12 protein-coding genes and 1 tRNA gene are annotated in these 14,112 nt (G+C 54.6%); 9 read left to right on the top strand and 4 right to left on the bottom strand.

All coding sequences use genetic code 11. From position 1 onward, the window contains the following. The first annotated feature begins 87 nt into the window (after window positions 1–87). The 3 genes from M9H61_RS03380 (at window position 88) to M9H61_RS03390 (ending at window position 4,215) form a co-directional block, all read left to right on the top strand. Window positions 88–1,776 carry a hypothetical protein gene (locus tag M9H61_RS03380; protein ID WP_101246126.1) on the top strand — a complete coding sequence of 563 codons (1,689 nt, stop codon included), beginning with the start codon at window positions 88–90 and terminating at the stop codon, window positions 1,774–1,776. Between the two features lie 132 nt (window positions 1,777–1,908). Further along, complete coding sequence (locus M9H61_RS03385) at window positions 1,909–2,958, top strand: GlxA family transcriptional regulator (RefSeq protein WP_250283400.1); 1,050 nt, start codon at window positions 1,909–1,911, stop codon at window positions 2,956–2,958. Between the two features lie 72 nt (window positions 2,959–3,030). Next, window positions 3,031–4,215, top strand: a complete 1,185-nt coding sequence (locus M9H61_RS03390) for an MFS transporter (RefSeq protein ID WP_250283402.1) — start codon at window positions 3,031–3,033, stop codon at window positions 4,213–4,215. A gap of 150 nt (window positions 4,216–4,365) precedes the next feature. Here M9H61_RS03390 and M9H61_RS03395 read toward each other — a convergent pair whose 3' ends face one another. Continuing rightward, on the bottom strand, window positions 4,366–4,587 hold the full coding sequence (locus M9H61_RS03395) for a hypothetical protein (protein WP_068519195.1): 222 nt from the start codon (window positions 4,585–4,587) through the stop codon (window positions 4,366–4,368). A gap of 282 nt (window positions 4,588–4,869) precedes the next feature. Between M9H61_RS03395 and M9H61_RS03400 the strand changes: the two genes are divergently transcribed. Beyond that, window positions 4,870–4,962, top strand: a tRNA-Ser gene (locus M9H61_RS03400). A 150-nt stretch (window positions 4,963–5,112) separates the two neighbouring features. Further along, window positions 5,113–5,592, top strand: a complete 480-nt coding sequence (locus tag M9H61_RS03405) for a hypothetical protein (protein WP_250283404.1) — start codon at window positions 5,113–5,115, stop codon at window positions 5,590–5,592. Window positions 5,593–5,674: 82 nt separating this feature from the next. Here the strand turns inward: M9H61_RS03405 and M9H61_RS03410 are convergent, their stop codons facing one another. The 3 genes from M9H61_RS03410 to M9H61_RS03420 form a co-directional block, all read right to left on the bottom strand. Continuing rightward, window positions 5,675–5,917, bottom strand: coding sequence for an Lrp/AsnC ligand binding domain-containing protein (locus M9H61_RS03410; protein WP_033069566.1), 243 nt, complete (start codon window positions 5,915–5,917; stop codon window positions 5,675–5,677). Between the two features lie 107 nt (window positions 5,918–6,024). After that, window positions 6,025–6,975: a carbohydrate kinase family protein gene (locus M9H61_RS03415; protein ID WP_228195381.1), complete on the bottom strand. Its 951-nt coding sequence runs from the start codon at window positions 6,973–6,975 to the stop codon at window positions 6,025–6,027. Window positions 6,976–7,120: 145 nt separating this feature from the next. Continuing rightward, window positions 7,121–8,716, bottom strand: a complete 1,596-nt coding sequence (locus M9H61_RS03420) for a bifunctional UDP-sugar hydrolase/5'-nucleotidase (protein ID WP_250283407.1) — start codon at window positions 8,714–8,716, stop codon at window positions 7,121–7,123. A 617-nt stretch (window positions 8,717–9,333) separates the two neighbouring features. Here M9H61_RS03420 and M9H61_RS03425 point away from each other — a divergent pair. Genes M9H61_RS03425 through M9H61_RS03440 form a run of 4 tightly spaced genes read left to right on the top strand, consistent with a single transcriptional unit; the run spans window position 9,334 to window position 14,041 of the window. Then, the gene (locus M9H61_RS03425; RefSeq protein ID WP_068519222.1) at window positions 9,334–10,329 is read left to right on the top strand and encodes a BMP family protein; all 996 of its coding nucleotides are present in this window, start codon (window positions 9,334–9,336) and stop codon (window positions 10,327–10,329) included. A 51-nt stretch (window positions 10,330–10,380) separates the two neighbouring features. Beyond that, window positions 10,381–11,955, top strand: a complete 1,575-nt coding sequence (locus tag M9H61_RS03430; RefSeq protein WP_250285015.1) for an ABC transporter ATP-binding protein — start codon at window positions 10,381–10,383, stop codon at window positions 11,953–11,955. Beyond that, window positions 11,952–13,070: an ABC transporter permease gene (locus M9H61_RS03435; RefSeq protein ID WP_068519192.1), complete on the top strand. Its 1,119-nt coding sequence runs from the start codon at window positions 11,952–11,954 to the stop codon at window positions 13,068–13,070. The genes M9H61_RS03430 and M9H61_RS03435 overlap by 4 nt, the downstream gene beginning before the upstream one ends. After that, window positions 13,070–14,041, top strand: coding sequence for an ABC transporter permease (locus tag M9H61_RS03440; protein WP_068519191.1), 972 nt, complete (start codon window positions 13,070–13,072; stop codon window positions 14,039–14,041). Before M9H61_RS03435 ends, M9H61_RS03440 begins: the two co-directional genes overlap by 1 nt. Window positions 14,042–14,112 lie beyond the last annotated feature (71 nt).

Here is a 14,112-nt window from a genome sequence, read left to right on the forward strand (position 1 = left end):
ACAAATATAAAAAACGGGACACGCGCCTGACTGATTACCGGCAAGTAAATGCCGCCCAAACAGGAAGTTAGGGAGCCAGAGCGCATCATGTCGGATACGACATTTGAAGTATTGGTTCAGCGGGGGGATCGCTGGATCATCCACTCGACATTTGACGTCGAAAAAGAAGCGGTTTCAGAAGCGGAAAAGGTTCTGAAAACCAAGGTGTCTGCCGTACGCGTGGTCCGTAACTGGGAACGCGGCGATGGTCGTCATGTTGAAAAGGTTCTTCTGGAAAAAGAAGGGGCAGGTGACAGCGAAGAAGAAGACGTCCGTGTTTCTTCGATCGATGAAGCGCCGCTTTGCGAGACCGACAACGACCTTTTGCAGAAAGAAAGCCGTGCAACCATCAACCGGTTGCTGCGCAAATATTTCGAACAGGAAATTCTGACTCCTTGCGAGGTAATGTACAATTACCAGAACCTCCGCAAGTTGATGTTCCATGACACCTTGATGCCGACGGCTGTCGACAAGGTTGCCGGTTTGCATGCCAAGGCGACCGATGGCGACCATATCGAGGCGATGAACAACCTTCATGGCGCGATCGAACAATTGTCTGCGCGCGCCCGCGAAGTTGAAAAGGTTGATCTGCCGGCATTCGAAGACGCCACCATCTCGGAAGTGCGCGACGAAATTCGTCGTCTTAACCTGGCCGAAGATACTGATTTCCTGACGATGGTAGCGCTAACACGCGTTCTGTCATCAACCCGCAACTGGGTGGGGAAGCTTGATCTTGCCCTGAAGGTCAAAGGCGACGAAAAAGACGAAGCCGCCCGCAAGATGCTTGATGACGTGATTGCCGATATTCTCGGATCACCGGTCGCGCTTAAGGAATTGCTGGGAAGTTCACGCAGCTTTGGCGAAGCGGTGACGCTTCATATCGATCTGGCTCTTGGTCGTGCAAAAGGCAACCGCGGGGCAGCGGACGATATTCTTGAACTGCTGAACCCGTTATTCGGATCCGGGCTGCTTTCGACCAGTCAGGAAGCGATGTTTGATTACGTCGTACGTGAATTGCGCAGTGCCAACAACCTGACCCGCCATGAAAGTGATCCCGATCCGCTGATTGGTATTCTTGATCGTCTGATCACGGAGCGCGGCGTTGTTTATGGCACCCCGATGGTCGAAGCCATCGCAGAACGCGGTGCGCGGTTGCGCAATGTTGGTGGTCCACGTGCCCTGATCGAAGGTGTTGCCGAAATCAACGGCCGCCTGATCCCCAACTATCGCAAGCTGACCTGGCTGATTGCGGTGGCCAATAGCGGCATCGTCGAAGATTTTGCAGACGAGCTGTATGTCATGATGCAGGACGCGGTAAAGGATATGCGGGCCTTGCGGGCCTTCTGTGATCCGGAATCCAAACCGCGCGACAAGATGGCAACGGTCAAGCATATGAATGACCTGCTCAGCGAAAGCAACCTGCCCGAAGACCAAAAGACCCAGATCGGTGCCAAACTTGATGATGGACTGGCAGAATATCTGGTGCGTGAAAAGGTGATCGAGCGGATTGATAATCCGTCTCTGCACCTGCGCAAACGTGCCTATATGCTTGTGCAATTCTGTTCCAGCGGTGTCCTGATCGAAGGTAAATCGGCGGCAATGGCCCGCAAAAGGGTGGTTGGATATCTGAAACAGCCCAACTTTACCGACAAGCTGGTTGATGACATCAAGGATATGACCGCCAAGGAAGGCACGATCCGCGATTTTTATGCGTTGCTGCAACGAAGCGGGTTCTGACCGCCAGCCCACAGCATTTCTGATCTGATTGCAAACACCCCGCGATGCCATTTGGCAAAATTCGTGGGGTGTTTGTCATTGTTGCCATAACCTGTTTGCGGCATGCTTGGATCAATCCAGCGAGGTGTCCGCATGTCAGTATCCAAAACAGCCGCAAAATCAGAAACCCCAAGACGATTGATCGTCTGCCATGCCTATGACCGGGTGATGAGCCTCGATGTCGTCGGGCCACTTCAGGTTTTTGGTTCCGCCAATGACGAATTGACCCGAACCGGGCGGGCAGCAGGATATGACGTGCTTGTCACAGCCACCCGGTCCGGTCCGGTCAGGACGTCCTGCGGGGTGCAGCTTTATGCCGATTGTGGCTGGCAGGATATTGATTTTGCGACGGTTGATACGTTGTTGGTGCCCGGTGGGGACGGGGTTGCGCGTTTCTTTGATGACCTTGATTTTCTTGAATGGCTCTGTGCTGCGGAGAAAGTCATTCCGCGCCTTGGATCTGTTTGTTCAGGCGCGCTGATCCTGGCCGAGGCCGGGCTTCTCGACGGGCGCATGGCGACAACGCACTGGTCGCGCTGTGATCAGATGATCCGTGATTATCCGGCCATACATCTGATGGCCGATCGACTTCACAGTTATGATCCGACCGGATATGACGGTGACCCGCATGTCTTTACATCGGCCGGGGTGACGGCGGGCATTGATCTTGCCCTTGCAATTGTCGAGGCCGATTACGGTCGGGCGCTGGCATTATCGGTTGCGCGGCGGCTTGTGATGTTTCTGAAACGGCCGGGCGGGCAGGCGCAATTCAGTGCCTATCTGACGCCGGAAGGCGGGGCGACCACCCGCTTGGCCGGGTTGCTGGAATGGTTGCCGGCCAATCTGGCCGAAGATCTGTCGCTTGAAACGCTGGCCGGTCGGGCGGGTATGACACCGCGAACCTTTTCACGGGTCTTTAGCCGCGACCTTGGAATGAGCCCGGCACGCTATGTCGAACGTATCCGGGTCGAAGCCGCACGGGCCTTGCTGCAAGATGACGGGATTACAGTATCGCGGGTAGCCGAATTGTGCGGTTTCAGGCATCCGGAAACCTTGCGCCGGGCCTTTCAGCGGCATCTGTCGGTCAGCCCGCAGGAATATGCCGAACGGTTCGCCCGAAAACCGTATGCGGGCGCAATCTAGCCCGCACGGTACCGGCATCAGGCAGATTGCCTGATCAATTCAACACAGTTTGATTTTTTCGGAGTTGGCAACATGTTGTTACTGACCAATGGCGCAGTGCGTCTGCTGTTTATTGCACAGGCCCTTTACTGGTCCTGTTCGTTGATCGGAATTACCCTGACCGCGCTTGTCGGGGTGTCGCTTGCGCCAAGTACCGGGCTTGCGACATTGCCGCTTGGTGTTTTGATGCTTGGCAACCTCATATCGGTTCATCCGCTTGCCATGGTGATGCAACGGCGCGGCCGGCGTGTCGGCCTTTTTCTCGGTGCGCTTTGTGGTGTGGCGGGCGGGTTGCTTCTGGCGGCCGGCATTTATATCGCGCAGTTCTGGTTGGTGGCGTTGGCACCGTTGTTGATTGGCACCTATCAGGCATCGGCTATGTATTATCGCTATGCCGCGATCGAGGCCGTGGATAAAACGCAAAGTGGCCGGGCGTCGGCACTGGTTGTCGGGGGTGGTGTACTGGCCGCACTCGTAGCGCCGGAAATCGCCGGGTTCAGCAGTGATTTCCTGCCCGTACCGTTTGCCGGTGCCTATGTCGCACTTGCCGGTTTGGCAGCGATGGCTGCGATCATAACGATCATGTTGCCCGATGGGGGTATTCCGGCGCGATCCGGATCAAGCTGGACCGTGATGGCCACACTTTTGCGGCGACCGGTAATCCGCGGGGCGATTGCCGTAAGTGCAGCCGGGCACGGTATCATGATCCTTGTCATGACGGCAACGCCACTTGCGATGAAATATTGCGGATTTGATATTGATGTATCGGCCAACGTCATCCGTTGGCATCTGATCGGCATGTTCCTGCCAGCCTTTGTCGCGGGCCCGATGATTGACCGGTTCGGCGCGCATCGGGTGGCATCCCTTGGTGTTGGCATCTTGCTGATCAGTGTCGGTTTTGCTGTGACGGGCATATCGGCAGAAGCATTTCTGACCAGTTCATTCCTGCTTGGGATTGGCTGGAACATGATGTTGCTGGCAGGGACGACCATGCTTGGTGCGGGACATGATCCATCCGAACGCGGACATGCGCAAAGCCTGATGGAGCTTGGCAACAGCATCACGGCAACTGCGGCCTCGATCGCCAGTGGCGCCCTGATCGCCGGGGCAGGGTGGATCCCGGTGAATTACGGCGTGGTGCCCGTTCTTGTGGGTGCGATGATTTTGATGTGGCGCGGGCTGGTCGCACAGCGATCAGCCGCACAGGCCGGGGCATGAAAAAGATAAAAGGAACCGCCGGTCATGACGACCGGCGGTGAAGTTGCGGGGCAAACGGGGAGTTTCGCCCCGGCGCGACTGAAAAACTCAATCGTTCCGCGCCGGATCACGTTATGCAACGATGCTGTCCGGCCAATAAAAAACCGGCCATCAGGCCGGTTGTGATTCAAACGATGCGGCGTTGCCGGCAACGAATTCCTTGATCTTCTGCAAAACAAATTCGCGAGAGCTGTTTTCACGGGTACGGAACAGCACTTCGCGATCCTGAATGACCAGGCCCATATAGACCGGATCGTTATGACCTTCCTTGATCAATTTCAGGGCGCGGAGGGTATGCCCGAAATCATCGGTGCTTTGATAGATGGTGCGCATCTTTCTCCAACCAGCATTTGTGTCGGGTGACAATGTAAGACCAATCGACCAAGGCTTTATGACAGCTGTTTTTTTCCAGCCGATGACAGCTTTATGATGGTTTGAAGACAGTTTTGCCCATCAACCAGAAAATTTCATGGGCAGGGCGGTCAAAAAGCTGCTGGTTTTATTTGGAAGGCCTGTTAAAAATAAAACGTCATCAAGGCCGGTTTCGGGCATTGACATGCGCCATGACGGTGTTTAAGAAAGGCGTCGTTCCGCAGGGAACACCAAAGACATACAGGGCAAATGGCCGAGTGGCTGAAGGCGCTCCCCTGCTAAGGGAGTATAGGGTGACAAGCCCTATCGAGGGTTCGAATCCCTCTTTGCCCGCCATTGATTAAAGCACCCCAGAAGGGTGCTTTTTTCTTTTTCCTGATGGCAGAAAATCCCTATCAAAATCGTTATTCTGTTGTGTGGATCTCGTAATCGGGGCCGCAAACAATATCTTTTGATAAACAAAGTGCCACAGTGATTGAGGGTGAAATGTCTGAACAGCGCCATATCCCGGGGTTTGCCGCGATCGTATCGATTGCAGTGATTGCGATCCTCTTGCCGGTTTCGATGGCCCAATCACATACGGCAGCCGGTCTGCATCTGCATGAACCTGTCGAAATCGCACAGGGTGGCGGCGTTTTCTCGGACGAAGAACGTCAAATCATTCGCGAAGTGCTTGATATCGCAACCGGCGAAGACAGCGATAGCAACACTGGTTCCAAAGGTGGCAAAGGCGATAAAGGAAAAGGCAACAAGGGCCTTCCGCCAGGTATTGCGATGAAGCTTGAGCGGGGCGGTACGTTGCCGCCGGGCATTGCAAAGCGTGATTTGCCAGCGAACCTTGCATCAAAACTGCCAAATCGCACGGATGGCGCAGTCCGCCAGATTATCGGTGATGACGTGGTTCTGATTGAGCGGGGAACCAACCTTATTCTTGATATTATCCGCGACGTGGCGCGTAACCGGTAGGTCGTCAAATCAGAAAAAAAAACGCGGCGAATAATATCGCCGCGCATGTCGTTTTGGCCTTGTTGATCCGCGATCATATCAATCAGGTGAAGGCATTGAAGGTAATGATGGTCTGGGTGTCCTTGATATTGGGCAGCTTGTGGATCTGTTCATTCACATAGCGCCCGATATCCTGTTCGTCTTCGACATAGACCTTGACCAGAAGTTCAAACGGGCCGGAGATCGAATAGACTTCCGACACACCTTCGACTTCTTCCACAAGGTCTGCGGCCACGTCATAGGCTTTGCCAAGTTCACATTTTACGAAAATGAAGAACGGATGCATCGGAACGGCTCCAGTTTGAATTTGAATTTCAGACAAGCTACCCGGCTTGGACCGACCTTGCAATCACCTAGCAGCGATCACGCGGGCGTCCCCGAAGCGGACAGCCCCTAAAGAGATGTTTTGCGTGCCTGCGCAGCCCGGCTTGAAACCGCGTCCTGTGTCAGGTTCCAGACCGTCGTGCCGTCGGTTTCCGCAGTCAGACTTGCCATGGCGAGGCCCGATGCAATTGCGGCATCGAAGCTGGTGCCCGGTTTGGCATAGGATGCCAGAAACCCTGAATAGAAGGCGTCACCCGCACCATTCACATCACGCACCCGGGTCGGAAGCGGCGACCAGAAAGACGTTTCAAGTCCGGTTGAGGAAACAACGCCGGTCGCGCCAAGAGTGATAATAACATCGGGGACACCTTTGCCCCGCAAAAGTTCAATGGCGGTTTTGGCCTGGCTTTTGTCGTTGATTTCAATGCCGGTCAGAATTTGGGCTTCGGCGCGGTTGGTAATCAACAGATCAAGCTTGCCCAACACATCCTTGAAGCGCACCGCCTTGCTTGGGGAGACAGTGGCAGCACACATCTTTGCCGTACCCTTGTTTTCAGCCAGCCAGGCAATGGTTTGCGCAGGCAGATTGGCGTCAATCAACCACCATGGCCATGCTTGAAAATTCGAAAGATGCGGTGCCAGACGGTCAATCGTCAGAAGGTCATAAACCTCGGCATCCATCATGCCCATCGCGAGTTCACCGGTTTCATCGAGAACCGCGGTGTAGCCCGCTGTATGCTTGCCTTCGAGCTTGATCATCCGTCGCGTATCGATGCCAAGATCGGCAAGGGCTGCAATAACCTGTTCGCCATCACCGTCATCACCAACCGCGCCAAGCATCGCAACATTGTTGCCAAGCAACCGCAAATGAACGGCGATGTTGCGGGCAACGCCACCGGGCTTGCGATGCAGGGTGCGAACCGGGTTCGACGCAGCCGGAATATAGTGGCCGGTACATTGCAGGGTACGGTCAAAATGAGCCGCGCCAAAGCAAAGGATATTGGCAGTCGGAGTGATCACGTTATGTCGCTCTTTGTGTGGGCATGTCACGATTGGTGACTGTCATAAGCTGCGACAGGTTGCCAAGGCAAGAAAAACAAAAAGGGCGACCCGTGTGGGCCGCCCTTTGCTTTGACGATGTGTATTCCCGATCAGATGAAGCAGTTTACTTCATGATGATGCGGTCTTTGGCCATCGGGGTCATTGGCGAATTCATCCCGATATAGTCGGCAACAGCCTGTTCAAGGTTCGGGCCGAAGTCATAAACGTCGGTGGCATTGTCACGGAACAGGGCATAACCATCGCCGCCATTGCGCATGAAGTCATTGGAAACAACGCCGTATGTCTTGTTCATGTCAATCGGAACGAAGGTGTCGCCTTCGGCGACCATGACATTTGAAACACGTGACCCGACTGGCTGCGACAGGTCGAGATCAAATTTAAGACCGGCCACCTGCGGGAACTGGCCTTTATCCTCGTCAACTTTGGAAACGCCGTGTTCAAGGGATGCAACAACGTCCTTGCCCGACAGCTTGAATGTTGCCAGTGCATTCTGGAACGGCAAAACGGTCAGCACTTCGCCCATGGTGACAGTGCCTTCATCGATGCTGGCGCGGATGCCGCCCCCATTCTGAATGGCGATCTGATAACCGTCACCGGCCTTCCAAAGCATGGCGTCCGCCACAAGGGAGCCCATTGAACATTCCATATGGCGGCATGTTTCACGCGACCCGTCCGCAGCCGTGGTGAAGCTGCCGACTTCGATGTTGCGAACGGCATCGACTTTCTGGCTGGCCTCGGCAATGACTGCCAGGACGTCTTCAGCGGGCTTGACGCTGGCATCAAGGGCGATCGGGTTGCCGGACCAGGCGGTCGCAACACCGTTATCGTCAAAGGTTACATTCAACTCGCCAAGATAGCGGCTATAGGCATAGGCCTGCACGACCAGAACAGGTTTGCCGTCCGGTGCGGTTTCAACAACCGGGTAGGGGTAGTTGGCCTTTTCATCGGTGTTTGAAAACAGCTGGTTGTCGTGACCGCCGACAATGACGTCAATGCCACTGACAGCGCGTGCGAGTTCAAAATCCTTGTAGGATCCCGAATGGCTCATGACGATGATTTTATTGACACCCTTAAGACGCAGACGCGCAACGGAATAGCGCAGGGCCATTTCGGAATCTGTGATGGCGACCTTGTCACCCGGGCTTGAGATATCCGGTGTTTCTTCGGTCGTGATGCCGATCAGGCCGATTTTTTCGCCGCCAAGTTCGATAATGGTATCGGGTGCGATTTCATCTTTGAGGCTGGATGCCGCGGTCGGGTGGACGTTGGCCGACAGCACCGGAATTTTGCTGGCTTTGATGAAAGCTTCGAGAACTTCGGGGCCGTCGTCAAATTCGTGGTTGCCGATGGTCATGGCGTCATAGCCGGCCATTTCCATCAGCTGTGCGGTCAGTTTGCCTTTGTAGGTCGAATAGTAAAGTGATCCCTGGAACTGGTCGCCGCCATCAAGGGCCAGCACATTGCCGCCCTGGGCCTTGGCATCGCGGATGGCCGTGGCAAGACGGGCATATCCGCCAAAGCATTTGCCTTCGGCATCGTCTTCGGCCTTACAGGTATTGTTGTATTTGGTTACCGATTCAACGCGATCATGGACGTCGTTGGTGTGAAGAATGCGCAAGTCGTAATCCGCCAATGCGCTTCCTGCACCAAGGGTCAGCATGGTGCAGGCCGACAGCAACCCTGCAATCTTGTATTTCATTACTATTCTCCAGCAAATAGGCACCTTTCCTGTCCCTCACGGGAAAGGGTGCTACGACAGATCAAAGATATCGGGAGTAAAGCGTTCCCCAACACGGGATGGTAGCATCAAATTCATGGGGACGGTATGCCCGGTTGATTACGGCGGTGTGAAAGTTTGATCATCGCGCAATGTGAATGGCACCAAATATCACCGTTTTGTAGAATCGGGCAGACTGCAAATCGGGTAGGGGAAGGCGATTTTGCAACAAATTCACAGTCGGGATTATTAAGACTGGCAAGAAAATATATTGCACAGAAATTCGCCAGACGAATTGGCGGTTGGATCATAAAACTAAGGGAAACCCCGCAGAAACCGGATTGAGGGGTTGATTTGGTTCCGCCGAATTTTGACCGGCTGGACAGCTTTTGTCTTTCCCTTGCATGGTCTGCTATTTACAGGGCACTATATTTTGTAGTTACCATACGCGTTCGCACCATAAACATGCGGACAGCTAAGGTTGAGGGACCGTAGTCGTCCCGATATGGTGTGATCATGTGTTTTCGATGAGGGAGTTCCCCCGGTTAAGGGCACCGGCGGGAAGAATAATCAGAATTCAAGCAATGAAGGGCATCGGAATGAAAAAGCTTCTGACCTCGGTGGTCGCGGCTGTCGCCTGCTATGCGGGTGTCGCTTCGGCTGCAGAAATCAAACCGGCAGTGGTCTATGACCTGGGTGGCCGTTTTGACCGTTCGTTTAACCAGGGCGCATATAACGGCGCAGAAAAATACAAAGAAGACACCGGTACCGAGTATCGTGACTTCGAAATCCAGAACGATTCCCAGCGCGAACAGGCAATGCGGAACTTTGCACGTCGCGGCATGAACCCGATCGTTGCTATTGGTTTCTCGCAGGCATCCGCGCTTGAAAAAGTTGCCAAAGAATTCCCGGACACCAAGTTCACCATCGTTGACATGGTTGTCGATCTTCCGAACGTTCAGTCCGTTGTGTTCAAGGAACATGAAGGTTCGTTCCTGGTTGGTGTTCTTGCCGCAATGGCATCTGAAACCCACAAGGTCGGCTTTGTTGGCGGTATGGACATTCCGCTGATCCGCAAATTTGCCTGCGGTTATGTTCAGGGCGTCAAATACGCAGATCCGAGCGCAGAAGTTTTCCAGAACATGACCGGCACCACCGGTGCGGCCTGGAACGACCCGGTAAAGGGTGGCGAACTGGCCAAGTCGCAGTTTGACCGTGGCGCTGATGTTGTTTACCACGCTGCTGGTGGTACGGGCGTTGGTGTTCTTCAGGCGGCTGCCGATGCCGGCAAACTGGGTATTGGCGTTGACTCCAACCAGAATGCCCTGCATCCGGGTTCGGTTCTGACATCGATGCTCAAGCGCGTTGACGTTGCTGTTTACGAAGCATTCGCTGCTGCGGCCGGTGACAACTGGCAGCCGGGTCTGACCATTCTGGGTCTGGCCGAGGGCGGTGTTGACTGGGCTCTTGATGAAAACAACGAGAAGCTCATTACCGCTGAAATGAAAGATGCCGTTGCCAAGGCGAAGGAAGCAATCACTTCCGGCAGCCTTGAAGTTCATGACTACATGAGCGACAGCGCCTGCCCGCAATAAGGCAGTCTTGAAGCAAACCGGGGATTTGTAGTGTCGGATACGATGCATCAAATGCACGGCACCGGGGAAACCGGTGCCGTGCAACCCGCTATTGAACTGCGTGGCATTGATAAGCGGTTCGGAGCGGTACACGCGAACAAGGAAATCGATCTTAAGGTCGATAAAGGAACGATCCACGGTATCGTGGGTGAGAATGGCGCAGGCAAATCGACCCTGATGAGCATTCTGTACGGCTTTTATCAGGCCGATGCGGGAACCATCCATGTCGACGGCAAATTGTGCGATATCAAAGGTTCCGAAGATGCCATCGCCGCAGGGATTGGCATGGTCCACCAGCATTTCATGCTGGTTGAGACATTTTCGGTTCTTGAAAACGTAATTCTCGGTGTTGAAGGTGGTGCAGTTCTGCGCGACGGTGTTGACCGTGCCCGCGAAGAACTTAAACGTCTTGAGCGTGAATATTCGCTCGACATTGACCCGGATGCCATTGTCGGCGATCTGTCAGTCGGTCTTCAGCAGCGTGTTGAAATTCTCAAGGCCCTGTTCCGCGGGGCCGAAATCCTGATTTTGGACGAACCGACAGGGGTTCTGACCCCGCAAGAAGCAGATCATCTGTTCCGTATTCTTGAAACCCTCAAAGAGCAGGGCAAGACGGTTGTTCTGATTACGCACAAGTTGCGTGAAATCATGGCTGCAACGGACAATGTTTCCGTCATGCGCCAGGGGGCGATGGTTGCCCATCGCAAAACTGCCGATACCAGTCCGGAAGAACTTTCCGAATTAATGGTCGGTCGCAAGGTGTTGCTGCGTCTGGAAAAAGAACAGGCACAGCCCAAAGGTACCGTTCTTAAGGTCGAAAACCTTTGCGTGGACAATGCCCAGGGCGTGCGCAAGGTCAAGAATGCCAGCTTTGACATTCGTGCGGGTGAAATCGTCGGCATTGCCGGGGTTTCCGGCAACGGTCAGAGCGAGCTGCTTGAAGCACTTGGCGGCATTCGTGCGGCCAGCGAAGGCGTTGTTGAACTTAACGGTCAGGATGTCACGCCGGGCAAGGGTGTCGATGCCGCCGAATTGCGCCGTCGCGGTGTGGCGCATGTACCCGAAGATCGCCATCGCATGGCAATGGTAACCGCATTTTCCGCCAAAGAAGCAGCCATTCTGGGCTACGAGGATGATCCGGCCTATCAGAAGGGTGTGTTCCTTGACTGGCATGCGATTTCCGATGCGACCGCAAAGATGATGTCGGAATTTGACGTGCGCCCGGATAATCCGGATCTCAAGGCTGCCAATTTTTCCGGTGGTAACCAGCAGAAGCTTGTTCTGGCGCGTGAAATCATGCGCGACCCGGAATTGCTTTTGGTTGGGCAGCCGACCCGTGGTGTCGATATCGGGGCCATCGAATTCATCCATAAACGAATTGTCGCCATGCGGGACGCGGGCAAAGCCGTTCTGCTGGTGTCCGTGGAGCTTGACGAAATCATGTCGCTTGCCGACCGTATTCTGGTGATGTGCGATGGCGCGATCATCGGCGAAGTTGCTGCTTCTGATGCGAATGAACGGGTGCTTGGCCTTATGATGGCCGGTGTTGATCCGAGCGAAGCCAAAGCCGTGGAGGGACAGTCATGAGTACGACCGTCCAGTTGCCGCGTTGGATTGATGTGGGGGCATTGCCGCTCCTCAACCTTTTGCTGGCGCTTGTTGTTTCGGGTCTTGTGGTTCTGGCGATTGGCGAGAACCCGGCAGAAGTGGTGGAAATCCTGCTTTATGGCGCGTTCGGCTATGAAGAAGCATGGGGTTACACCCTTTATTACACCACGAACTTTATCTTTACCGGGCTTGCCTTTGCGGTCGCATTCCATTGCGGGTTGTTCAATATCGGTGCCGAAGGCCAGGCCTATGTCGGTGGTCTTGGGGTGACACTTGCCGCCCTGTATCTTGATTTCCTGCCTTTTCCGATCATGCTTGTGGTCGGAATGCTTGCAGCGATGATCTTTGGTGCGGCCTGGGCTTATATCCCGGCCTATTTGCAGGCCCGCCGCGGATCGCACATCGTGATCACCACGATCATGTTCAACTTCATTGCATCTTCACTGATGGTGTATTTGCTGGTGAATGTGTTGCGTCCCGAAGGATCAATGACCCCGGAAAGCGAACAGATCGCCGAAAATCTGCGTTTGCCCTTCATCCATGACATTGCAGGCGCGCTCGGCATCGAGATGGCGTCAAGCCCGCTTAACCTGTCGTTCGTTTATGCGATTTTGGCCAGCGTTATGGTCTGGCTGTTCATCTGGCATACCCGGTGGGGATATGCGATCAGAACGGTGGGTGCCAATGCGGTTGCTGCGACCTATGCCGGGATTGAGCCGGGCCGGTTTATCATTATTGCGATGATGATTTCAGGCGCACTTGCATCCTTTATGGCGCTAAACGAGATCATGGGGGTTCAGCACCGTCTGCTGATCGACTTTACCGCCGGTTACGGTTTTGTCGGGATTGCTGTGGCGCTGATGGGGCGCAACCATCCGTTCGGTATTTTCCTGGCCGCGTTGCTGTTTGGCATGCTGTATCAGGGCGGGGCAGAGCTTTCGTTTGAAATTCCAACCATTTCCAATGACATGGTGGTGGTTATTCAGGGCCTGGTGATCCTGTTTACCGGGGCGATGGAACATATGTTCCGTCCGCGCGTGACCAAGATGTACACCGCGTGGCGCTTGCGCCGTGACGCCCAGGAGGCCGTGTGATGGAAAATTTCGAACTCGTCATTCTGTTGCTTGATGCGACGCTTCGTACATCAACACCCCTTATCCTTGCGGCACTTGCCGGCATGTTTTCCGAACGTTCGGGCACCATCAATCTGGCCCTTGAAGGCATGATGCTTGGCGGGGCGTTTTCGGCGGCGGCTGTGGCCTTTTATATGGATGATCCTTGGATCGGTCTTCTGGCCGCAATTGCGACCACGATCGGGTTGTCATTGCTTCATGGTTTTGCCTGTATCACCCATAAGGGCAACCAGGTCGTATCAGGCATGGCGATCAATATCCTGATGTCGGGTTTGACGGCACTGGTCGGGATTGCCCTGTTTGCACAAGGCGGCAAAACGCCGGCACTTGACAAAGCAGCCCGTTTCCAGCCGATCACCTTGCCCGGTGCCGAGGCCGTCAAGGATGTTCCGATCATCGGTCCGATCTATTTCGAGCTTCTGAGCGGGCATAACATTCTGGTCTATATCGCGTTTCTTGCCGTGCCGGCAGCATGGTGGGTGATGTATCGCACGCGATTTGGTCTGCGTCTGCGGGCGGTCGGGGAAAACCCGGGTGCGGTTGATACAGCAGGTATCGGCGTGGTGGCCATGCGCTATCGTGCAGTGATTTGCAGTGGTGTGCTAGTCGGCATGTCGGGGGCGTATCTTTCGACCGCGCAGGGGGCGTCATTCCTTCAGGACATGACAGCAGGCAAAGGCTATATCGCGCTTGCTGCCATGGTGTTTGGCAAATGGCGGCCGTTCCCGGCACTTGCGGCCTGTTTGCTGTTTGGTTTCCTTGATGCAGCAGCAACCCGCTTGCAGGGTGTTGTTCTTCCGGTGATTGGCGAAGTCCCGGTTCAGCTTGTGCAGGCGTTGCCCTATGTGCTGACGGTGATTTTGCTGGCCGGCTTTATCGGACGGGCCATTCCGCCCAAGGCGCTTGGCCGTCCGTATGTAAAGGAACGCTAAGTCTGATCCGGTCCGGTTGCGAAATATAGGCCGCCGGACCGGACTTTCTTGCGATTTCCGCTGCAAGAATA

Origin of the sequence: Thalassospira sp. GO-4, assembly GCF_023588965.1 — a bacterium.
Classification (GTDB): Bacteria; Pseudomonadota; Alphaproteobacteria; order Rhodospirillales; family Thalassospiraceae; genus Thalassospira; species Thalassospira povalilytica.